This window comes from Paenibacillus sp. HWE-109, from assembly GCF_022163125.1.
Lineage (GTDB): Bacteria > Bacillota > Bacilli > Paenibacillales > NBRC-103111 > Paenibacillus_E.
On record NZ_CP091881.1, the window covers coordinates 1065356 to 1090648 of the forward strand.

General features: G+C 45.5%; 15 protein-coding genes. All 15 read left to right on the forward strand.

The features are described from left to right. Positions 1-9: 9 nt before the first annotated feature. Positions 10-1833 (forward strand): sensor histidine kinase, encoded by a 1824-nt coding sequence (locus LOZ80_RS04460; RefSeq protein ID WP_238170285.1) that lies wholly within the window; start codon positions 10-12, stop codon positions 1831-1833. Further along, positions 1826-3331 carry a response regulator transcription factor gene (locus LOZ80_RS04465; RefSeq protein WP_238170286.1) on the forward strand — a complete coding sequence of 502 codons (1506 nt, stop codon included), beginning with the start codon at positions 1826-1828 and terminating at the stop codon, positions 3329-3331. The genes LOZ80_RS04460 and LOZ80_RS04465 overlap by 8 nt, the downstream gene beginning before the upstream one ends. Before the next feature lie 112 nt (positions 3332-3443). Next, positions 3444-4436 carry an endo-1,4-beta-xylanase gene (locus LOZ80_RS04470; protein WP_238170287.1) on the forward strand — a complete coding sequence of 331 codons (993 nt, stop codon included), beginning with the start codon at positions 3444-3446 and terminating at the stop codon, positions 4434-4436. A gap of 434 nt (positions 4437-4870) precedes the next feature. Further along, entirely contained in the window at positions 4871-5794 is a 924-nt protein-coding gene (locus tag LOZ80_RS04475; RefSeq protein WP_238170288.1) for an ABC transporter permease subunit, read from the forward strand. Continuing rightward, entirely contained in the window at positions 5791-6759 is a 969-nt protein-coding gene (locus tag LOZ80_RS04480) for a carbohydrate ABC transporter permease (protein WP_238170289.1), read from the forward strand. The genes LOZ80_RS04475 and LOZ80_RS04480 overlap by 4 nt, the downstream gene beginning before the upstream one ends. Before the next feature lie 42 nt (positions 6760-6801). Continuing rightward, positions 6802-8601, forward strand: a complete 1800-nt coding sequence (locus LOZ80_RS04485) for a type 2 periplasmic-binding domain-containing protein (RefSeq protein WP_238170290.1) — start codon at positions 6802-6804, stop codon at positions 8599-8601. A 129-nt stretch (positions 8602-8730) separates the two neighbouring features. Further along, on the forward strand, positions 8731-9120 hold the full coding sequence (locus LOZ80_RS04490) for a hypothetical protein (RefSeq protein ID WP_238170291.1): 390 nt from the start codon (positions 8731-8733) through the stop codon (positions 9118-9120). A 52-nt stretch (positions 9121-9172) separates the two neighbouring features. Further along, positions 9173-9970, forward strand: coding sequence for a helix-turn-helix transcriptional regulator (locus tag LOZ80_RS04495; protein WP_238170292.1), 798 nt, complete (start codon positions 9173-9175; stop codon positions 9968-9970). 80 nt (positions 9971-10050) lie between these two features. Next, positions 10051-12381 carry a glycoside hydrolase family 95 protein gene (locus LOZ80_RS04500; protein ID WP_238170293.1) on the forward strand — a complete coding sequence of 777 codons (2331 nt, stop codon included), beginning with the start codon at positions 10051-10053 and terminating at the stop codon, positions 12379-12381. A 234-nt stretch (positions 12382-12615) separates the two neighbouring features. After that, positions 12616-16800, forward strand: coding sequence for an endo-1,4-beta-xylanase (locus tag LOZ80_RS04505; protein ID WP_238170294.1), 4185 nt, complete (start codon positions 12616-12618; stop codon positions 16798-16800). A gap of 26 nt (positions 16801-16826) precedes the next feature. After that, the gene (locus LOZ80_RS04510; RefSeq protein ID WP_238170295.1) at positions 16827-17900 is read left to right on the forward strand and encodes an alpha/beta hydrolase; all 1074 of its coding nucleotides are present in this window, start codon (positions 16827-16829) and stop codon (positions 17898-17900) included. 254 nt (positions 17901-18154) lie between these two features. Further along, positions 18155-18793 (forward strand): glycoside hydrolase family 11 protein, encoded by a 639-nt coding sequence (locus LOZ80_RS04515; RefSeq protein ID WP_238170296.1) that lies wholly within the window; start codon positions 18155-18157, stop codon positions 18791-18793. 187 nt (positions 18794-18980) lie between these two features. Beyond that, positions 18981-19838 (forward strand): formylglycine-generating enzyme family protein, encoded by an 858-nt coding sequence (locus LOZ80_RS04520; RefSeq protein ID WP_238170297.1) that lies wholly within the window; start codon positions 18981-18983, stop codon positions 19836-19838. 79 nt (positions 19839-19917) lie between these two features. Next, entirely contained in the window at positions 19918-20628 is a 711-nt protein-coding gene (bglS, locus tag LOZ80_RS04525; protein ID WP_238170298.1) for a beta-glucanase, read from the forward strand. 219 nt (positions 20629-20847) lie between these two features. Continuing rightward, a complete protein-coding gene (locus tag LOZ80_RS04530) occupies positions 20848-25227 on the forward strand; it encodes a carbohydrate binding domain-containing protein (RefSeq protein ID WP_238170299.1) in 4380 nt (1459 codons plus the stop codon). Positions 25228-25293: the final 66 nt, after the last annotated feature.

The window sequence follows — 25293 nt, forward strand, 5'->3', positions numbered from 1 at the left end:
AGAACGACTATGAGCCGGAAATGGAATCTGTTACATATAGTCAATGATATTCCGCTGAAATTCAAGTTTTTAATCGTTTATTTGATGTGTGTGCTGCTTCCCATTTTGTGTATAAACAGTTTATTTTACCTGCAGGATAGCAGGAACACGGAACGTAGAGTGATGGACAACTTGCGAATTTCCTTGGATCGTGTCGGAAATGAAATCATGCAAATGGTGAACGAAGGTGTGGTGATCGGCAACGCCGTATCCGCTGACCGTATTTTTAATGAAATGCTTGAATATACGTACTCGGATAATGTTGCCTATTACGAAGAATATGATAGTTATCTCCGAGACAAATTAGGACAGTATCCGAATATTTATCCCTACATCTCTTGGATTGGCGTATACACCACGAACCCAACACTATCCAATGGTGGAAGCTACTTTATGTTTAAGCCCAATGATTTGAAGAGTGAATGGTATCAGAAGATGAACGAAAAGAAAGATAAGGTCACAGTGACCTCTTATTTGGATACGAATCCCATGAATCCCGAGGAGAAAATGGTATATGTCAGCATCATTCGAAAGCTGGACAATTTCCCTGACCTCATGAAATTCTCCAAATATCTGCGTATCGATATTCGGATGGATAAGCTGATGGAGCTATTTGATAAAGAACACAATTACCTGCTAATCAAGCTAGTGGATGAGGAAAATCGGCTTGTTCTGGAATCGGCAGGTAAGTTTAAAAGTGCTGACCCTTTGCTGCCGACTCTGCCTGTCTCAAAGGAATTTCAGTTGACAGGCTTACCTGAGAAGAGCTTCATCATTCCTCTTGGTACGGCCAGTTACGTTTTTAATTGGCGACTGGTCGGGGTACCAGAAGGGAGTCGAATCGCGGAGGAGAGGAAAGGGGTCATCCACTTTTTTACCTGGCTGACGCTCATCTCTACGATCATTCCGACGATATTGATTTATATTATTATGCATTCCTTTAATTTCCGGGTAAGAAAGCTCTCCAAGCATATGAATTTGTTGAAAAATGAAAGGTTTGAACCCATCACGATGTATGAGGGGAAAGATGAGATTGGCAATCTTCTTCGCAGCTTTAATTTGATGACAGGGAAAATACGCAATTTGATCAATGACGTTTACAAGCTCGAAATACAAAAAAAAGATTTGGAGCTCGAACGCGTGCAGGCAGAGCTGAAATATTTGCAAAGTCAGGTAGATCCTCACTTCCTGTTTAATACGTTAAACGCGATTCTCGTCGTCTGTAAGAAATATCGCTATGAGCATGTGACGGAAATTATTCAAAACTTGTCTCAGCTTCTGAGAAGACTGTTGAGCTGGAAAGAGGATTTGGTGACGGTAGAGGAAGAGTTAAACTTTACTGCCATGTACCTCCAAATCGAGAAGTTCCGATTCCAGGATCGGTTTCATTATGAATTGTCCATTGACGACTCTGTTCTGTCGTATCGAATCCCGAAGATGAGTATTCAATCGCTCGTTGAGAACTCTTGCAAGCATGGGCTTCAATCGGTCAAAGGAAATCGCAGAATTCGGATATCTGTAGAGAGAGCAGAGATGAACATGCTCATGAAGGTCGAAGATAACGGAATCGGAATGAACAGTGAGAAACTGGATGAGATTGTTCAGAGTCTATTTAAGGGAGAAGACAACGGCAAGAACATCGGACTTCGCAATGTGTACCGCCGCTTAAATCTGTTTTACGCGGAACGTTCTCTTTTTCATATTGAAAGTGTTCCCTTCGAAAAGACAAGTGTTACCATACAAATCCCTCTGAGTTTAATCAAGAATCAGGAGGAGGCCCGTGGACATGTATAAGGTTATTTTTGCTGATGACGAGCCTTTCGCCTTAGAAGGAATAAGGCTCATGGTCGAATGGGAAGAGCTTGGCTTTGAAATCGTGGCAATGTGCGAAAACGGCGAAGAAGCATTAGCCTGCATTGAAGCCTGTAAGCCTGATCTCGTGGTGACCGATATTCGGATGCCGGTAATTGACGGATTAGAATTGATCGATCGGGTGCAAAAGGCTGGCAGCGATCCGGTATTCATCATCTTAAGCGGCTACAATGATTTCGAATACGCGCGCTCTGCCCTGAGGTATGGGGTGAAGCATTATTTGCTTAAGCCGGCTTTGGATAGGGAGTGGGAGGCTGTCATTCAATTCGTTATTGGGGAGCTGCAGCACCGAGAACAGCAAAAGGTCCGCCATGACCTCGTTTCCGACCGTCTAGTACCGACGCTGCTTGCTCAGATGCTTCGGGGGGAAATTTCGGCAGCAGACGGGAACGTTGGGAAGATACTAGATCCCTTGGAACAAGGAGATCAGGGCTGGAGGTATATTCATGTCGAGTGGCTTGATAGCCCAGCACAGGAGCTGGATGCCCGCTACTTCCATTCGCGAAATGCTTATGCAATTGACTTGTTTGGAAGTCAGGACGGCCTTGTCATGGAGTCTTTCCCCGGGATCGAGGAATGGGCTCAACAGGTATACGAAGACCTGCGCGAGCAAGGTATCGAATGCTGTTTGTCGATAGGTCCACGGGTGGACGCCCTTCGTCATATTGCAGACTCGTATGCAGGTTCTTTAGAGACTTCGGTGCATCATTTCTTTCATGTATCCGGTGGTCCACTCGATTACGAAACGATCCATCACAAGCGCATCAACTACGATCTCAATGCGGTTTCTATCGTAGACGACATTCACATTGCGATCGAGGCGCTTCAGGAGAAACGAGTTGGAGAACTGATTAAACAAATGTTTGTGATGATATCTGATAATAAAACGGCTCGAGAGGTTGTCCATTTGTTGGTCATCCGCATTATTCTGAAGAGCGCAGCCGTCATGCGGGAGATGGGCATTGATTCAGAGGAGCTGCCTCGTATTCGCGATTTTTGGAGAAAGGAGCATCGGTGCTTAAAAGAAGTAGAAGAATCCCTGCAGGTTTATATGCAGCATTTTTTGAGCCAGCTGAAGCAGCATAAAGACAAATTCTCGGGCCATCCTCTTCGGGTCATTGAGCGTTATATTCAAGAACATTATCGGGAAACGTTAACAATTAAGGATATTGGAGAAAGGTTTTTCATGAACCCGGTTTATTTAGGCCAAGCGTTCATGAAGCGGTGCGGCGTAGGCATGATTGAGTATATTCATGATCTGCGCATTCATGAGGCGAAGCGAATGCTGTGTGAATCGGATGAAACGATTCGTGTGATCTCGGAGCAGATTGGATATGCTAACTATCATCATTTCCTCAAAGAGTTTGAGAAACGTGTATCCGACAAGCCGGCCGTGTACAGACAATTAAGCAAAACCTAACAGAATAGGGGGGAAGATCTTTAATCTGTGAATGGTAAGTGTATTCAGATTCTATATCATATAGCATAGAAGGCCTGTTTAAACAGGGTATGATGAGGAGGCTTGCCAATCTATGAACAACAAAGTACCGAACTTACACGAGGTTTATAATGGAATATTCAGAATCGGGGCTGCTGTTAGCACGAAGACCATCCGTTCCGAAGGGGACTTCATCGCCCGGCATTACAACAGCATTACCGCGGAGAACCAGATGAAGTTCGAGGAGATCCATCCAGAGGAAGATCGGTATACATTTGAGGCAGCGGATGAAATAATGGATTTCGCTTTGCAGAACGGGATTGCCGTTCGGGGGCATACGATGGTTTGGCATAATCAAACTTCCGATTGGGTGTTTGAAGGCCCTTCTGGCGGTGCAGCCAGCAAAGAAATGGTTCTCTTGCGTATGCAGGAGCATATCCGTACGGTAGCAGGTCGTTATAAGGGCAGGATATATGCGTGGGATGTAGTCAATGAAGCGATAGAAGATAAGGCGGACCTGGTGATGCGAAGTACCAAATGGCTGGATATTCTCGGGGAGGATTATATCCGCCATGCCTTCGAGGCAGCACATGAAGCTGATTCGAATGCCCTTCTATTCTATAACGACTACAACGAGACAGAGCCAGTCAAACGGGACAAGATTTATACTCTCGTCCGTTCATTGAAGGAGAAGGGGGTTCCTATCCATGGAATCGGCATGCAGGGACATTGGAATGTCTATGGTCCTTCCTTGGATGAAATACGGCAAGCAATCGAGCTTTATGCGTCCCTCAATCTGGAGCTTCACATCACCGAGTTAGATCTTTCCATGTTCCAATTCGAGGACCGGAGGACTGATCTGTTGGTACCCACTGCGCAGATGGTTGAGCTGCAGGAGCAGCGGTACGAAGATATCTTCAGGCTATTTAAGGATTATCGAGAAGTCATTACGTCGGTAACTTTCTGGGGAGCGGCAGACAACTATACCTGGTTAGACAACTTCCCAGTTCGCGGCAGAAAGAACTGGCCGTTTCTATTCGATGGGGAATTTCAGCCTAAAAAAGCATTCTGGCGTGTAATCGGATAAGCAAACTGAATGCAAAAGGGATCGGTTAATTGCATACGAAAAGGAAAGGGCAGGTCGAATGCATTCGTCTGCCCTCTTTGCGGTTGAATTCATCAACATATCGCACAACCTCATGATCCTGCTTACTGTATTTGCTGATGGCGATTTTCTGTGGAAGGTAGAAGAACAAAAAGGGACACAATCATTGTGATTCACCGAGCTATATGAGAATAGATCAATAATCGATGAGAATAGGTCATTGTTTTGAAAAAAATGATATCTTATAATAGCTTTAACGAAACGAATGAAAACGCTATCAACACAAGCTGTGTCCTCAAATTCATCGTTGACCTTTTGCGTTGGAGTAGAGCGAAACTGCCATTTCGGCAATTCATGTTTTTTTTGGATATCGTTATTTGTCAATAAATACGTTAAATATAAATAGGGGGCCTGACATGGTACGAATAGAAAAACACAGCAAGAAAAGCATCTCAATAATAAAATTCCTATTTATTATGCCTTTTATGGTTTTACTTGGTGTCTTTGCATATTACCCGTTATATGGTTGGGTTTATGCATTCTTTGACTATACGCCGCCGATTCCGCTGTCTCAATCGCCGTTTGTTGGTCTGAAGTGGTTTCATACCTTGGTCGAAAACCAAGTAAAGATCGATCAAACCCTTCAAATCCTTAAGAACACGTTTGGGATGAGTGGCTTGAATCTGCTATTCTCCTGGCTTCCAATGATTTTTGCCATATTCCTAACTGAGATCAAATCCGTACGTTTCCGGAGGTTTATACAGACGGTAACAACCTTGCCGAACTTCATCAGCTGGGTATTGGTCTATTCACTGGCATTTTCAATGTTCTCTAGTGAGGGTATAGTCAACGGCCTTTTGAAACAACTTGGATTTATCGATTCCCCGGTATTACTTCTTCAAAACTCCGACCATGTTTGGATTATGATGTGGATATGGACAACTTGGAAAACATTGGGCTGGTCAGCCATATTGTATATAGCGGCGATTATGGGGATAGATGATTCTCTATATGAAGCAGCTTATGTAGATGGCGCGACAAGAATGCGGGTGATCTGGCATGTCGTATTGCCGAGTATGGTGCCGACCTATTTTGTTTTGTTGATGCTGCAAATTGCGAGTTTTCTGAATAATGGCTTGGAGCAATATTTCGTATTTCAAAATGCATTTAACAAGGATTCCATACAGGCTTTAGACTTATATGTTTACAACCTGGCAATGGGGGGCGGCAGCTATTCTGTGTCCGTCGCGATCAGTATGCTAAAGAGCTTGATTAGTGTTGTACTTCTCTTTTCTGTGAACGGACTATCTAAAAGACTAAGAGGAGAGAGTATTGTATGAGTGATACAGCAGCAGGGCTGGCGCCGAATGATAAAGTGCCTGGCAGCCATCTCACTAGAAAAATTAAAGTCCAGGTCAGCCCAACAGACAAAATGATTACTGTTTTAATATATTTCCTGTTTTCCCTGTATGCGCTTATATGTGTCTATCCCTTTTATTCCATCGTTATTAATACGATAAGCGCAAACGATATCAGTGCCAAAGGTGATGTTATCTTTTACCCGATAAATATCCAATTTCATAACTACGTGGATGCGTTTAAAATACCGGGGTTGTGGGATGCAGCCGTTGTATCTGTAGGAAGGACCGTGATTGGAACCGCTTTGACGGTAGGGGCTTCCGCCTTCCTAGGATTCATGTTTACCCAGGAGGATATGTGGAGGCGAAAATTATGGTATCGCTATACGGTTTTAACCATGTTTTTTAATGCCGGGGTTATTCCGTGGTATTTGACCATGAGGTCTTTGCATCTGACAAACAATTTTTTGGCCTATATTCTCCCGACAATCGTAGCTCCGTTTTTCATCATTCTTGTAAAGACTTTCGTGGAATCAACGCCGAAGGAATTGCAGCATGCGGCAAGTATCGACGGGGCCGGGACCATGACCCTTTTTTTCAAAATCATGTTGCCCATCTGTAAGCCCATATTGGCTACAGTTGCCATATTCGCTGCAGTGGATCAGTGGAACTCCTTCCAGGACACATTGTTGTTGGTCACGGAGAGCAAGCTTTATAGCTTACAGTTTATCCTATATAACTATATCAATCAGGCAAGTTCCATATCCAGCATGGTAAACCTGCAGAATGCCGGTTCGACAGCGATCGCAAGTCTGGCAACAAAGCAAACCACTACGTCAATTCGAATGACGGTGACCATTATTGTTGTAGCGCCCATTTTGCTGGTTTATCCGATTTTCCAAAGGTTTTTTGTAAAGGGGATTATGATCGGTGCAGTGAAAGGATAACTTGCACTGGTTTAATAAATTGAAAGAATAGGGGGCCTAAGTATGAGTAAATCGAGTAAAGCAGTAAAAAAACCGATGTTGTTATTGTTTGCTAGCCTGTTCATGGTTTCGGTAGCATTGACCGGGTGTGGAGACGAATCTAACAATAAGGCTGCATCAACGGAACCAAGTAAGTCACCAGACTCCGGTACTGAAGCTACATCCAAGGCTAGTACAGCAATAGATCACAGTAAACCGTTGACCATTACCGTTTTTGACAATGCAGCAAATTATCAAGGCGAGCAGAAAGGGTGGTATGGAAAGCTTATTAAGGATAAGTTCAATATCACATTGAACATTCTTGCTCCTCAGGTTGCCGGCGATCAGCTATACAAGACAAGATCGGCAGCAGGAAATTTAGGCGATCTCTTGATCGTCAATAATAATCAGTTGGAAGAATTAATTCCAGCCGGTCTAATTATGGACCTCACGGGTAAGCTCAAAAATACCCAGAACCTGTCCAAATATGTGGACAATCATTTCAAACCTTTCAATGCAGCATTCCAAAAAGTAAATCCGGATGGCAAGATTTATGCTTTGCCGACTTTTGAGGCAGATACTTCACCAACGACATACTCGGAGCAGATCCCTTACTCAAGCCCTATAATGCCTTGGGATTATTACAAGGGAGTTGGGGCTCCCGAGCTGAACAATCTGGATGATCTTTTGAATGTGCTGAAACTTATGCATGAGAAATATCCGAAGACGCCGGACGGTAAACCGATAGCTCCGATCACTTTGTGGAAGGACTGGGACAGCAGAGGCACTATGGAAAATGCACGCTGGTTGAGCAATTGGTACGGTTATGAGCAGCCAGAAGGAACCACGACCATCCAGTTGAATGCAAAAGGCGACATCGTTCCACTCATCGATGACAACAGTATGTACAAGAAAATTCTGCAATTTTATTATAAAGCAAATCAGATGGGTTTGGTTGACCCTGACTCGCCAACCCAGGATTGGAACAAAGTATCGGAAAAGCTGACCAACAAGCAGGTACTCCTTTTGTGGTACTCATGGGAAACAGGGTTCTACAATTCAATTGAAAGAGGTAAAAAGGGTGACGGGAATGTTGCGATCCCGATCGCTGACACGCACATCATTCAGGCAAGCGATGCCTATTACGGCAATGGGAGAGTATTTGCTATCGGTTCCAAAGCCAATGATCCCGATCGGATCATGGAATTCATGGATTGGCTGGCTTCTCCTGAAGGCCTGCGCTACTATGTGAATGGATTTGAAGGCTTCAACTACGAAAAGACGGCAGATGGTAAATTTAAGCTGACCGAGGTGGGTCAAACCGCATTCCAGAAAAATACACCTGTTCCAGATGAGTACGGAGGCGGCGGATATCAGGACGGACAAAGCAAACTGAACACGATGATCATAAGCGATTTTGCCAAAGATCCAAAGACAGGGGAGTTCTATAACAGCAATTACTGGGCCGCAACAATTGAAGCGAACAAGACAGCGCTAACGACGGATTGGCAAAACACCTATAATGCAGAAAACGCAACAGATTACTACCTGAAACATAAGATGATCGATATCGTCCCCAATATCAATACAAGTTTAGGAAGCGATTCATCAGATATTAAAAACAAACGCAGCCAGATTTCTGACTATGTAAAGAACACATCCTGGAAAATGGTATTCGCAAAGAATCAAGCAGAGTTCGACAAGCTTTGGGAAATGATGAAGAAAGATGTGATAGGCCTCGGTTGGAATGATGTCTTTGCCTCGGATACGGAAAAAGCGCAAAAGATTGTTAAAATGCGTGCCGATGCATTAGCTAAAAAGTAAAATTATAATTTTAATGAATGAGGGATATGTATGATCTTATATATCCCTTATTCATTTTCTAATTCTAGACGAATACACCGTCCTTCGATTACTTCACCGTAGAACAACGGCCTCTTTCAGAGAGCGATCGTGCAGAGCGGGGTATTCACGGAGCTCTACCCGGGAGTCCGCACGCCCAGGTTTCTGCGCGATATAGCGGAAGCCGAACAGGAAGGTGTTCAATTCTTCGAATTTCTCGGCGTTTCCTTGCTTGCGGAAGCCAGGAAGCTGGATGCGGTTTTTCTCCGGGACAAGATGCTGGAGTACAAGGCGTTCTGGGGCACCGTCGTCGGCAATACGTTCAGTGTTGGCAACGCGTTCGAATTGTTCCTTCAAAACAAGCGCTTGCAGGTACCGGTGATGTTCGGCCATACGTCATCCGAGTTTTTCAGTGCTCCGGAGGGAATTCGGCAACGATCTAGGCAAGAGTGCCAAACGAGCCGTCGTTCCTTTGCTTCGTTGACTGTTTTCAAACAGTAATATATGCTAATTAATAATTGATATATTGTCATTTTTTTGATACTGGAGGATCATGATGACCAACATTTTCTATGTTGAGTATGATGCCGCGCACGCAAGCAATTTTGTGTTCGATATCCCTGAGGGCCATAACTGTTGGCTGCTCGTCGTGACCCATACCCCTGCCCTGTTCTGGGTCAATGAAGAATTGAAGGAGTACTCAGCATACAGTGGAGTTTTATACCATCCCCATCAAAAAATTTATTACCGGGCCTGCGCGGAACAATATAAGAACGACTGGATTCGTTTCGAATCCAACGAATCGTATGTAACGGAAACATCGCTTCCATTCGGAGTGCCATTTTCATTGAATGACCCTGAATACTGCCATAAAATATTCCAACTCCTCGTCAGCGAACACTCTTTTCAAAAAGATTATAAAGAATCATCCATCGACTGCTTACTGAGAACCTTGTTTAACAAGCTGCTAGAATCTTACTTTCAAGAAGTAATTACGCCCCAATACTACAATTTGTTGACGCTTCGGACCGCCATTTACAGTAATCCTAGCCAGGATTGGGCGGTTCCGAGAATGGCCGACTCTATCCGCATCAGTCCTGGGTATTTGCAGTCAATTTACAAGAAGACTTTCGGGATTTCTTGTATGGATGACGTGATTACAAGCCGCATCCGCCAAGCCAAGGAATATTTGTTGCACGGCTCACTATCCATCGCGGAGGTCTCTTTGCGCTGCGGGTACAACAACGTGGAGCATTTTTGCCGTCAATTCAAGCAGATTACGGGCTTTACACCAAGAAAGTTTCACAAGCAGATGGAAGGCGCGTCTGTTGAGAGGGCCGCCAAACCGTAACTTATACAACAAAACAGGAGACTCTTCGTCAAACGTCCTTAAAAATAGAATACGATTGTAAAGTGAAGGGGGCAATCATCATGAGTGAAGCACGTTTAGAGTATAAAGAAAGACTATTTTTTCGCTCCCCAGCCAAGCATTGGGACGAAGCATTTCCGATTGGCAACGGACGGCTGGGAGCTATGATTTTCGGAGGGCCATGCTCCGAACGATTGCAGCTTAATGAAGATTCCTTATGGTATGGAGGGCCGAGGGATCGGCATAACCCGGATGCATTGGTACATCTTCCGGAAATTCGCCGCCTCATTTTTGAAGGGAAGCTCAAAGAAGCCGAGTTCCTCGCTTCGCTTGCCTTAACTGCGATCCCTGAAACCCAGCGTCATTATGTGCCGCTCGGTGATCTGTTTCTTCATTTCCAAACATTAGACGATAACCAAGTCATCGATTATGAACGGGAGCTCGATTTATCAGAAGCAGTGGTCAGTATTTCCTTTAAGGCGGGCAAGGTTCATTATCGTCGCAAGATCTTTGCGAGCTATCCGGACGGCGCGATTGTGATTCGATTGACGGCTGATACGCCGGGCCAAATTTCCTTTACGGCAAGAATGGGAAGGGAAAGGTTCCGATACGTAGATCATATCCGCACAGAAGAAGGTAATTCGATCATGATGAGCGGCAATAGTGGCGGAGGTGTTAACTATTGCGGTGTGTTGATGTGCAAACCAGAGGGAGGCCAAATGCATACGATTGGGGAGCACTTGGTCGTGACCAATGCCGATGCCGTCACATTGGTCATTTCCGCCGCCACGGATTTTCGAGAGTCCGATCCTGAATCCGCAGCGTTTGCAAATGCCAAGCGTGCTGCTTCACGGACTTATATCGATTTATTAACGGCCCACATTGAAGATTATTGTAAACTATTTGAGCGGACGTCGTTAAGGCTTGATGCTGCATTCAAAGCTGTGGAACAAGACACCTCGAAACGATTGGAACGGATGAAAGCTGGAGCAGAAGACCCCGGACTTCTTGCTTTATATTTTCAGTATGGCCGTTATCTGCTTATTGCTTCAAGCAGACCAGGATCTTTACCTGCGAATTTGCAAGGGATTTGGAATAAGGATATGTTGCCGGCCTGGGACAGCAAATTTACCATTAACATTAATGCGCAAATGAACTATTGGCCGGCTGAGATCTGCAATTTACCCGAATGCCATGAGCCTCTCTTTGCATTGATCGAACGGATGATTCCAAACGGTCGCCGAACCGCTCAAAGCATGTATGGGTGCGGTGGCAGTGCTGCCCATCATAATACTGATATTTGGGCGGATACCGCACCGCAGGATCTTTATCTACCCTCGACATATTGGCCCCTTGGTCTTGCATGGTTATGTCTGCATCTTTGGGAACATTATCAATTCGAGCGGAATGAGGCATTTCTGAAACGTGCTTACCCGATGATGAAAGAAGCGGCTGTTTTTCTTGTTGATTATATGGTCGAACTTCCTAGTGGAATGCTTGTCACTTGCCCCTCTGTCTCACCTGAAAACACATATAGATTGCCGAATGGGGAAACGGGCGTGCTTTGCTATGGGCCATCCATGGATAGCCAGATTGCTCGCGAATTGTTTCTCGCATGTCTAGCGGCAGGTGAACAGTTAGAGACGGATATGGACTTCTTGACAACGCTTAAACTTACAATGGATAAGCTGCCACAGCCCCAGATTGGGCGACATGGACAAATACAGGAGTGGATTGAAGATTATGAGGAAGTGGAGCCAGGACATCGTCATATCTCACACTTGTTCGCTTTGCACCCGGGAACACAGATCACTCCAGAGAAGACACCAAGCCTAGGTGCTGCTGCTCGCCGGACACTTGAGAGACGACTTGCAAACGGAGGCGGACATACAGGCTGGAGTCGCGCCTGGATTGTGAATTTTTGGGCTCGGCTGGGAGATGCGGAAGAAGCATACGAAAATGTAGTTGCCCTTTTGACGCACTCCACATTGCCCAACCTTCTCGATAACCATCCGCCGTTTCAGATAGACGGCAATTTTGGCGGGACTGCGGGTATCGCGGAAATGCTGCTGCAAAGCCATGCTGACGCCATTCATCTGTTACCAGCTCTCCCTAGTGCATGGTCCAATGGTGAAGTAACGGGGCTTCGCGCCCGCGGTGCGGTAACGGTAGATATGGCATGGAAAGACGGTCAATTACAGCATGCTGTTCTTAAGCCAGATAATAAAGGTGTGTATCGTATTCGTTGCAATCTGCCCATCCAATTATGGATTGAAGGGGAGATTTACGAGTCAAAGCAACTCGACGCATCAACCTATTCGTTTGAGGCGGAGGCAGGGACTGCGGTTCATGTACTTGCTAAGGCCGAATCCAAGCCCGCGCCCATATCATAGCGTTTTTTCATTAGACATGCTTGCCTGCATGTCTATTTCTTTGCATTCTTTTTTGGTTTTCATCATTGCATTGTAATGGAAAGGGTCTTTTCGCGAAAAGTACGCACACTGCCTATTCTACTCCATAATTGAGGGGGGATTATTCTTTAGTTTGAGTATGTGATGCCAATTACCTAAGTTGTAGAATGAAATTGGAAACAAATTGTAAGCGATTGCAGAAAGAGGAGGATGCTTGTGAGAAAAAATTTTAATGTATGGATGGTCATCGTTCTGCTGTTCGGGATGATCGCTTCCCATCTGCTAGTGCCTTTGATGGCATCTGCTGCCAGTAATATGATTGTTTTGTCCCAAAGCTTTGAAGACGACCAAACTGGCGGTTGGGTTAAGGTATCCTGGATGGGAGACGGAACGATTGCCGTAACATCGGCAACAGCCTCCGAAGGCTCCAAATCCTTGGCAATGACGAACCGTGCTGCGAGGAACAGCAGCCCGTTTCTGGATTTGACTTCGTATACGCAAGCCGGTCATACGTACGATTTGTCACTGAAGCTTAAAGTCGGAGCAGGAACTGACAGTTTCCATGTTGCTTCCAATGTCGATGCCGACTCGCTATCCAACAAATATCCTTGGCTGGTGGGGAATAAATTGGTTAACTCCACCGATTGGACCACCTTTGAACTGAAGGGATACGAGCTTCCGGGCGATACGAAGGCATTCAAGATATGGGTGGAGTCGGATCCAGCTTCCACCACTACGGAGGATCTCTTTATCGATGAAGTGAAGTTGACGGATGTCACGCCGACTGCACCAACGGATTCGGGAGTTGTTGACCAAACAGGCATTCAATCCTCCTTTGAGGAAGGGCAAGGAAATTGGGTGCGCCGAAACGGCTCCGGTAATATCGATATATCGACGGCTGACAATCACACCACAGGCGGCTCCAAGAGCTTGCTGACCACGATATCAGAGCAATATGACGGACCCCTGTTGAACGTCCTTGGTAAGATGTCCAAGGGATACAGGTACAATTTGTCCGCATGGGTAAAAATGGCTTCGGGGCAGTCTCCTACTATATTGCGGCTCTCTGTACAGAGCGGTGACAGTTCTTATGCCAACGTTTCGTCTAACGTGACGGTAACATCCGACGCTTGGGTAAAGTTGAGCGGCACATTTACATTAACAAGTACTCCGACTGTTTTGAATGCATACGTAGAAGTAGCCAACGCGTATAGCGATGCAAGATCTTTTTATTTAGACGATTTCGAATTGTCCTATTCAGGCCAAGCATCCGGGCCGAAGCCGATTCAAACGGACATTGATCCTTTGAAGGACATCTATGCGGACAACTTCAAAATTGGTGCTGCCATAACGGGAGATCAACTTACTTCTGATGTTCACAACCTTCTGGATTATCACTATAGCTCCATCGTCGCCGAGAATGCCACAAAGCCGGGCTCTTTGGAACTGGCAGAAGGACAATGGAACTGGGCGGAAGCAGACAAAATTGCACAATATGCCAAGGCTCACACTATGAATTTCCGGCTGCATACCCTTGCTTGGCATTCGCAGGCTGCGGAATGGATGTTTAAGGATGCCCAGGGTCAGCCGCTTGCAGCTACACCGGACAATAAACAGTTGGTACTCAGCCGTTTGACGACTTATATCCAAACGGTGGCGCGTCACTTCAGTGCTATAGACGTGCCGATTGATGCCATCGACGTCGTAAACGAAGTCATTGACCCCGGGCAGCCAGACGGCATGCGGAAGAGCGAGTGGTATACGTTGACTGGCTTGGACTTCATCCGTACAGCCTTCAGAGTTGCTCGTCAAGAGCTGCCGAACGCTAAACTGTATATCAACGATTACAGTACGCAGGATCCGGTCAAACGCGATTTTTTGTTTAATCTGGTGATGAAGCTGAAAGGCGAAGGGGTTCCGATTGACGGCGTGGGCCACCAAACGCACATTAGCATCGGCGGTCCCTCTATCGATCAAATTTCCGAATCCATCCGGAAATTCGGAGAAGCCGGATTTGACAATCAGATAACGGAGCTTGACGTTTCAGTTTATACGGACAATGCCACCAGCTTTGATGACTCCATGCTTGTGAAACAAGGCTACCGTTACAAGCAATTGTTCCAAGAGCTGGTTAGGCTGGACAATGAGGGGAAAAAAGCGAATAGGAACACTCCGGCTTATAATCCTGACGGATGGATCAGCAATGTTACGATATGGGGGATTGCAGACGATCATACTTGGCTCGACAACATCAATAATATAACCCGTAAAGATGCTCCTCTTCCGTTCGATGTGCAGTATCAAGCCAAATATGCGTATTGGGGAATGATTGAGGCAGTAAAGACACTGACGCCTACCCATCTTCCTATAACTGCTCAAACAGCATTTACAGCTCAAGGTACACCAGTGAATGCTTCGGATTCGGTTTGGAATACAATTCAGACCCTAAAAACTCAACAGTCAGGTACACTGCAGGCTCAGGTGAAAACCTTGTGGGATGAACATAATCTTTATGCCCGCGTAGCGGTCAAAGACATTACCAAAACGGCAACGGATCAAATCGAGCTCTTCGTGGATGACAATGGAATCAAGAAGTATACGTTCGCACGAAATGATGTTCATATTACCGAAGGTACTGACGGTTATGTGCTGCAAGCATCTATCCCGATGGCCGGTATCTTAGGCAAGCAAGTGAAGTTTGATGTAAGAGTGACCGACATGGGGATTAATGACGGAACGGAGCATGGCAGCAACGGAGTTATCGTTTCCTGGAGCGATCCTCGGAACGTCCAGGGCAACGACAGCCTCGGTTACGGGGCTTTGACTTATATCGATGCTACCAAAGCGGCAAAATCTCTTTATGGAACCCCCGCTATTGACGGCGAAATGGACAGCATGTGGGCAGACGCTCCGGTTAGTACGACCGATGTAATAGTAGAGCAACATAACAACGCAATCGCTAAAGCACAATTCCGATCGATGTGGGATGAGCATAATCTTTATGTCTATGCTGTTGTGAAGGACAGCGTATTGAATGATGCCAACGTCAATACATGGGAGCAGGATTCAGTGGAAATTTTCGTTGACCAGAACAACGGAAAATCGGAGAGCTACCAAGATGACGACGGCCAATACCGAATCAACTTCAAGAACGTTAAGACTGTCGGCGGCCATGCTACACAAAACAACTATATATCAGCCACGAAAAGAATGGATGGAGGTTACGTCGTAGAAGCAGCAATATCACTGGATTCGATCACTCCAACTGCAGGAACCATGATCGGATTCGACCTCCAAGTCAACAATGCTCAGGACAGTGGAAGCCGGGACAGCGTCTTTTCTTGGAACGACCCGACAGGTCAATCCTATCAGAGCACCTCGAGATTCGGTGTTCTGACGCTTCAGCCAAAGCCTGCACCGCCTCAGAACGGCTCGACCCCGACCTCTACACCAGAGGGGGCTATTAAAGTTGAGGAGCATAAGGGCGGCAAAGTGGAACAGAATGGAGCGACCATTGATCTGCCGGCCGGAGCCATTGGCAAAGACGTTATCGTCGTTGTCAAAAAGCTGAGCGATCCCTCAAAGCTGAATACCGACCCGAAATTGAAGCTAGCCGGAGATGTGTATGAGATTACCAAGGACATAACCGGACCGTTCCAGAAACCAGTCACGATCACCCTTCCGTTCAACACCAGTTTGTTGGATGATGAGCATGAGGTGGCATTGTACTGGTACAACGAAGAAACCGCCAAATGGGTCAAATTAGACGATATTAAGATCGACCTGGTGAAAGGTACCGTTTCCGGCAGTGTGACGCACTTTACCAAGTTTGCCGTATTGGCTGCAGAAAAGTCCGCATCTGTCGAGGTTCCGGCTTTAATTGATATTAAAGGACACTGGGCCGAAGCAGGGATCCAAGAACTTGTAAAAGCAGGAGTGATCGACGGCTACCCGGACGGCACATTCCAGCCTGATTCAACCCTAACGAGATCCGAGTTCGTATCCATGATCGTCAAAGCTTTTCACCTGACGGCAACAGGAGGACTTGGGTTCTCCGATACTGGCAGCCACTGGGCAAAGGAGGCAATTGCAGTAGCATCCGCACTGGGGATTGTAGCCGGCTATGAGGACGGAACCTTCGGTCCGGAAGACAACATCACCCGGGAACAAATGGCCGTAATCCTTGCACGTGCTGCACACCTGGCTACGGCCAGCGGAAGTCTGGATTATAAGGACAGTAGTGACGTATCCACGTGGGCCCAAAGAGCGCTTACGGCTTTGACTGCCAAGGGTCTGCTGAACGGCTACGAGGACGGTACGCTGAAGCCGAAGGCTTTTAGCACCCGCGCAGAAGCGGCGGTTAGTATGATTAGGATTTTGAATGCTCAACAGGTACAATAACGCATCTTAAGGGGGACTAATGAGCCATGAGCAGCATGAATGTGACGGCAGTGCCTGCCGAATATTTTAGGTCCGTTAATGAAGAGCTTCAAGGTACGATTCAAGAGGTTTCCTATAAGGTAAGCAACTATATCCATTTGACTCGACAGCTTGTAACAGATCGGATCATCGATAGCAGTGAAGCAGGAAGAGAAACCGTTGCGGGAGATGCCATATTGAAGAAATGCAACGTCTACTTGCCTGCCGCTTATGACCCAAACGACAATTCTGTCAGATACAATGTATTGTATTTGCTTCATGGTGTAGGCGGAGATCAATCTGAATGGTTAAGCAGCAACGGTAAAGCTGACGGACAATTTATCATTTGCAATCTATTTGACAATCTCATAGCAAACAGTGATATCGATCCGTTGATCGTCGTATTTCCCAACGGAAGAAGCGCGTACGACTGGACAGATAGCTCCTTCAATACCGAAGGAACCAATATGCTGGGATTCTATTATTTTGATTATGAGCTGAGATACGATCTGATTCCATTTATAGAATCAAATTACAAAACCACAGCAGACATAACAGAAACCTCACAGGAGGGCATCCTATTTAACCGCACGCACAGAGCGATCGCGGGGCTCTCTATGGGGGGAATGCAAGCCCTGAATCTGATCCTCGGCGGTTACCGGCATGATTCGACGCGAATCACTCGCACGGAGAGTCCTTGGAACAACGGGTTGGATAAGACTGTACTCGCACCAGGTATGATAGATTTGTTCGCTTACGTCGGAGCTTTTTCAAATGCGCCCACGTCGAGTGATGGCAAAACGCTTGGAGTCAGTCTTGCGTCTTGCGTCCATGATCTTCATTTGCTATATACCACCTGCGGCGATGCGGACGGAGTAGCCATTGGCAGCTGTATAGAATCGATAGATGGGCTTATAAGCCAATCGGGGGATCAACTTAATCATTGTTATCAAATTCTGATTAAAGATGGTTTTCATGATTTCCATGTTTGGAATAACGGTGCGTATAACTTTAGTCGATTGATATTCAGAAATTGTGATGATCATGGAAGGTCCCGTGTTGTGATGAAAACACTGCAATGAGTATTGCAGATAAAAACCAGAAGTGATCCTCAGCATGAGGTCAATCGAGTATTAAGCGTTTGCGAGTGAGTTCACGGCGACTTTCATATTTTTGTGAATAAGTTAAAAATAGGGTGTATACTCTTTAATTTGTTAAATGCTATGTATGCGCTTGCGTACTATAATTTACTAAGAAAGGAGGTAATTTACAAAGGGTAATACTCAAGTAGTACGTAGGTACGTTGTGACAAATAATATATTTTAGGAGGTAGACTATGTTAAAGTTTAAAAAGAAGTTCTTGACGTTAGTTCTTGCAGCTACAGTAAGTTGTACCAGCTTGATTGCAACAACCGCAAGTGCAGCGACAGACTACTGGCAAAATTGGACCGATGGCGGTGGAACTGTAAACGCTGTTAATGGATCTGGAGGTAATTACATCGTCAATTGGACAAATTCAGGTAATTTTGTTGTCGGTAAAGGCTGGAATATCGGATCAGCAACTAGAACAATAAACTACAATGCTGGCGTCTGGGCACCGTCCGGCAATGGGTATTTGACTCTCTATGGGTGGACGAGAAACTCACTCATAGAATATTACGTCGTTGATAGCTGGGGGACATACAGACCTACTGGAACGTATAAAGGCACTGTGACCAGTGATGGGGGCACTTATGACATATATACGACTACGCGAACTAACGCACCTTCCATTGACGGTACACAAACTTTCACCCAGTTCTGGAGTGTCCGACAGTCGAAGAGAGCGACTGGCAGCAACGTCGCTATCACTTTTAGCAACCACGTTAACGCATGGCAGAGCAAAGGAATGAATCTGGGGAGTAGTTGGGCTTACCAGGTATTAGCGACAGAGGGATATCAAAGTAGTGGGAGCTCTAACGTAACGGTGTGGTAACAGCTTACCTGCAAGCAGGGCAACTGACGTGTGCCTGACCGTTTCTAGAATGTTGAGAAAGTTTTCAATTATTGATACTGCTAAGGCCTGCCGGCTTCACAGCCGGCGGTCTTATACACCTTTCAGAAAAGTGAAGGGGCGCGAGGGAACCGATCCCTTTTTCCGATCAGTTTAAAGGAGATAATCTATGAGAAAGCTATTACCTTTCTTTTTAATGGGAATGATGGTTGCTGTCAGCGCTTGTTCGCAAGAAAAACCTGAAAAGAATGATAACTTTGTACTAGTCAAAGGCGGGACTTTTATGAACACAAAGTCCAACTACTACGGAAAAAGTGTAAAAATATCGAATTTTATTATTGGCAAATATGAGGTAACTCAAAAAGAGTGGATTGAGGTAATGGGAAGTAATCCCTCCGAATTCAAAGGCGATAATTTGCCGGTAGAAATGGTAAGCTGGTATGACGTTGTTGAGTACTGTATTAAAAGAAGTATAAAAGAGGGCTTAAAACCGTATTACAATATAGACAAGAACAAAATAGACCCGAATAATAAGAGTGATAACGATAATATAAAATGGACAGTAACGATCAATGCGGAAGCTAATGGTTACCGATTGCCGACAGAAGCAGAGTGGGAATATGCTGCAGGTGGAGGTCAAATGAGCAAGAGTTACACTTACAGCGGAAGCAATAATGCAGATGAAGTAGCATGGTATTGGAAAAACGCTGGTGATAAATACTTATCAGGTGATTGGAACTGGCCTGCGATAGAAAATAACCATAATAAAACAAAATCTATCGGTGACAAGAAACCCAACGAGTTAGGACTTTACGATATGTCAGGTAACGTAAGGGAGTGGAGCTGGAATTGGCACGGAGACTTGGATAGTAATAGCGGGTCTTACCGGGTTGCGAAGGGCGGCGGTTGGATTGGCGACGTCAGCAACAGCCAGTTATCTTTTCGAGGCAAGTTCGAGGCGAATGGCTTTGGCCCCGATCAAGGTTTTCGTGTGTGTCGCGACGACCTTGGTATTAATATCAAGTAATTGGTAACGCTTACATTCGAGGGCCCTGATAACATAGAGACGTAACAAACAAACACATTATAAAGCTGGAGGTAGGTTTATGAAGAAGAAATGGATGCTTGCCCTTATCGGAGTGACTTTATCGCTTAGTCTGATAACGTCCGTATCAGCAGTGTGGGAGTTCTGGGATCCGCTCACTTATCACAATCCAAGCACTTGGGAAAAAGCGAATAATTACTCCAACGGTTCCATGTTTAATTGTACATGGAGAGAAAATAATGCCAATTTCACCAGCGGCGGACAATTGGAACTAAAGATCACCAGTCCATCTTACAACAAATTCGACTGTGGCGAATACCGTTCCACGAACAAATACGGCTATGGTAAATATGAGGTCAACATGAAGCCTGCTAAGAATGTGGGTATTGTCTCCTCATTCTTCACTTATACCGGTCCGATCGATGGTACCCAGTGGGATGAGATCGACATCGAATTCCTTGGCAAGGATACAACGAAAGTGCAGTTTAATTACTACACGAATGGTGTTGGCGGCCATGAGAAGGTCGTTGACCTCGGCTTTGATGCTTCTCAAGGATTTCATTCGTACGCATTCAATTGGCAGGCAGGCTCTATTAAATGGTATGTGGATGGCGTTTTGAAGCATACAGCCACCTCCAACATTCCAAAGACACCGGGCAAAATCATGATGAATATATGGAATGGCACGGGAGTGGATTCCTGGCTCGGAACTTATGACGGTAAAAATCCTCTATCTGCTTTCTACGATTGGGTAAAGTATACGAGTAATTAATAATTCGCATTTTCGGCCCCAAGATAAAAAGCACTTATAAACCTCCTACGGTGTATAATAAGTGCTTTTTGAAGTGTCAAAAAAAGTTAGTAGTCGACTCCACATTGAATATTTGTTATTCAGATTTATGATTTGGTATTTCTGGCAGCAAGGGGCAAGCCTATAATGGAGACAGCCCACAGCCAGATTTACCAACTATCGTTAATAGGAGGAGTCAACGTGTATCGGAAAGTATGTTCTACACTTTTAAGCATTAGTCTTGTTGTCCCGTTCTTCTCTTCGGCAGCGCCAGTTTTGGCTGCTTCTGTAGAAGAAAAGCCATCCTCAATGGCTGTTAATTTCGAGGACATGAATGGCCACTGGGCGAATCTTGCTGTTGCTAAATTTGCGCAGGCTGGTATTGTAACCGGTTACGAGGATCAAGAATTTCATCCCGACGAGCCGGTAACGCGCGCTGAATTTGTCACATTCCTTAACCGCTTGTTCCGGTATGAGAGTGATGGACCGTCATCGTTTACGGATGTAAAACCTTCCGATTGGTATAAGGAAGCCGTTTCCAAAGCGACGAATGCTGGACTGATCCAAGGGTATCCTGACGGAAGGTTTATTCCGAATGAGCGGATTCAGCGCCAGGATGCCGTACTTTTGCTAACCCGGGCATTTCAAATTAGCAGTAGTACCAATGATTCGATATTACGTTTCCATGATGCTGCAGAAATCGATGATTATGCCAAATCAGCAATGAGCAGTCTAATCTCGGAGGGATATTTAACAGGCGACGACGGGCAAAAATTGCAGCCAAAACGTGCAATGACGCGTGCTGAAACCGTCGAGTTGCTGGGTCGCATGATTGTCTGGATGAGCCCGGATTTTGGCGATACCAAGACAAAGGAAATTAAAGGAAATGTAATTGTCAATAAGCCTGGAACGACACTGCAAGATGTGAAAATCGACGGCAATCTTTATGTTTCGGAAGGAGTAGGCGAAGGGGAGGTTGCGTTCAGCAACATTACGGTTGCAGGCGACACTTTTATTAATGGAGGCGGCACACATTCCGTCATATTTAATAAGTCGAATCTGTCTCACGTGGTCCTGAACAAGAAGAATAATCAGGTAAGGTTTGCTTTAAACGACAATTCTTCGGCTGAATTCGTCGAGGTCAATCATCCATCTATCATAGAATTATCTTCAGGTGCTACAGTGAAGGAATTACATATTGGAGAATCGGCTTACGGCTCCAAGATCGTGAACAAAGGCACGATTGTTCATATGAAAGTAGGGGCTGCTGGTGTTACGGTTAACGATAAACCGGTGAGCAAAGGCAACGATCTTAATTTGCCCGAAGATTCAGGAGTTAAGCCTGGTACGCCAACCAGTTCATCAAGTAATTCAAGCAATTCAAGTAATTCTTCGCAAGAAAATCCTTGGCAATTGATCTGGAATGACGAGTTTAACGGCAATACAATCGATTCGAGTAAATGGAACGTTCAGGATACTGGAACAGTGTACAATAATGAGTTGGAATATTATAGTCCTAACAATGCAAGCATTGAGAAAGACGGTAACGAAAACGTACTTGTTCTAGAAGCAAAAAAAGAATTTCACTCGGGCCGTGATTATACGTCGGGTAAGCTGACCTCCCAAATGAAAGGCGACTGGACGTATGGAAAGTTCGAAGTTCGCGCCAAATTGCCTATTCAACAAGGCATGTGGCCTGCCATTTGGATGATGCCTACAGATGAACTCAAGCAATATGGACCATGGCCTGGCTCCGGCGAAATTGACATGATGGAGCTTACGGGGCCAGTAGCGTCTGATCCCGCTAATGCGGATGTGTATCCGAGGAAGGTTCAAGGCACCATTCACTACGGTAATCCTCACGAACAGCAATATAATCATTATTTACTGCCGCAAGGACAGACGTTTGCCGATGATTATCACGTGTTTTCGGTGGAATGGCTGCCTGGGAAAATCAGTTGGTTTGTGGATGGACATAAGTTCCATGAAACCAGTGATTGGGGTTCAAGGGGTGACGGGCAGGAGGAAAATTATACGTATCCTGCGCCTTTCGATCGGCCTTTCTACATGATCCTGAATCTGGCTGTCGGTGGCGATATGCCGGGAAATCCGAAGGGCGATTTCAAGTCCGATAAAATGTATATCGATTATGTCCGTGCCTACAAGTACAAAGATTTGGATAAATTGCCTGACGTGACTGGAAAGCGCCCAGAGTCATCAAGTCTCAACTTGCCACAGCGCGATCCGATGCCGGACGGGAATCAAATTTGGAACAACAAATTCGATGGGGGGATTGACGATAATGGCGTTCCTCACAAATGGGAGTTCCTTAAGAACGTCAATGGCGATGGGAATGTTAGTATCGCCCAAGACCCAGTCAAGGGAAATGTAGCGAAAGTCACTGTTACGAATGCAGGCGACCAACTTTATTCGATTCAACTAACGCAAATGCCTCTCATGTTGGAACAAGGTAAGGCATATAAGGTCACTTATGATGCCAAGGCGGATGCGCCTCGTTCGATTATGTCGAAGGTGTCCCAATATCAGGGAAGTTGGACGCCTTATTCGGGAGAAGTGACTGCGCAACTCACCGATCAATGGCAGTCCTACGAGTACTCCTTCAATATGAAGAGTAAGACTGATAATAATACCCGTTTCGAGTTCAATCTCGGAAAGAATTCTACCGAGAACGTTTATTTAACAAACGTAAGGGTGGTTGAGATTCCGTGGATTCCAGAGCCGCCAAAGGTAAGGCAGCCGCTTAGCGATGGCAATCTGGTCTTTAACGGCGGATTCGATCAAGGCAGTGACAGAATGGCGTTCTGGCATATTACAAAAGCTGTAGGGGCAGCTGCAACGGCTTCGGTAAGCAATGATCTTGTACCTTCCACCTACATGATGGATCGTAAGCTTAAAGTAACCGCAGCAAATGGTGGTACCGCTCCTGAGAGTGTTTATTTGTCGCAATCAGGGCTAGTGCTCTCCAAAGGGGCTACGTATACGTTAACGTTTGATGCTAAGGCAGATCACAACCGTTCGATCGCAGTCGGTCTCGATACAGGAGTGAGTGGCGGTGTAACCTATACGGGAGGACCGACCGTGAATCTGACTGATGCCATGACTACTTATACCAAACATTTTACGGTAAATGATACACAAACTGACTCCACCTTGAAGTTTCTGTTAGGCGGCGGCACGGGAACAATTGTATTGGATAATGTGCGTTTGATTAAACGTAATGGTACCCCCACAGTGAATGATTATGTTCATATTCCGGCAGACCAATATTGGGAAACGCGAGGTACAACGTTAGAAGCAAGTGGGGAGGGCGCTAAAGACCTAACAGGAATGGCCCTAGGCAATTATACTGATTACAAAATCAGCATCGTGCAGCCAGGACGCTATGTGCCATCAGTAAGGGTCTCAAGCGTCAAAGACGACTCCATATTGAACTTTACGGTTCTGGACGAATCCTTGCATGCAGTGAAAACGATCGCAGTTGCCGTTGGCAATACTGGGGGCAGGCATTCGTATAAAACGATCTATATCGAACAGTTTGATCTGCAAGCAGGAACCTATTACTTGCGCTTGGCAGGGCAGGATTATAGCACTGTATGGATCGACTTCTCTCGGGAAATGATTCAAAACGGGGATTTCAGCAATAATGATACAAGTGGATGGACACTGATGAAAAATTCAGCAGACGCTGGCGTGCAGTCCACCACAATTTCTGCTGCCAATGGAAAATTAAGCGTGGATATTGATGGACCTGGCGCGAACGAATACGATATCCAAGTTAAACAAACAGCAAATAAGGCGCTTGCGAACGGAAAGACGTATCGTTTCAGTTTTGATGCTTCAGCGTCAGTTTCGAGGGATATGAAAGGAATCGTACAGTTAAATGAGGCTCCATATACGCCTTATATGGATCAAACAGTTAGTTTAACTGGCAATAAGCAGCATTTCGAGAAAGTATTCACGATGACAGCCGATGATCCGGACGCAGTACCTCTCTTTAGTTTAGGCAAACTCGGCGATATTTCTGTCACTCATTCCGTTTATCTGGACAATGTTTCTCTGGTGCAGGTGATGTCACAAAAGGCGAATTTGATTCCCAATGGCGATTTTGCTTCGGGCTTATCGGGTTGGACAATATTCTCACAAGATAGTGGCCAGCTTGCCATCTCCAACGACAACGGTTCGTTAAGGGCTAATGTCGGAACTGTTGGGACAGAATCCTGGCAGCGCCAAGTTTACTATGAGGGAGTCGGTTATAAAAATGGCAACCAATACACGCTGTCATTCAAGGCGCATTCGACAACACCGCGTAAGATGAACATCAGTATCGGTTGGTCGGATGATGCCGCTCATAACTACGCATGGCATGGTTATGGCAGTAAAATCATTGATTTGGGTACGACCGATCAGACCTATACGTTTACCTTTATTGATGACAAGGATACTACGAATAAAGGTCGAGTGAGCTTCGAGCTTGGGAATATTGCCGGAGGCAATGCCGGCGACTTAAGCGTATTTATCGACGACATTAGCTTAGTCAATGACGGCGCGATTACCCCTTGATTTGTTAAAAGCGGGAGAGAGTATGAAAGGTTACGTGAATGCTTGTACTATATATTCGCGAACCCG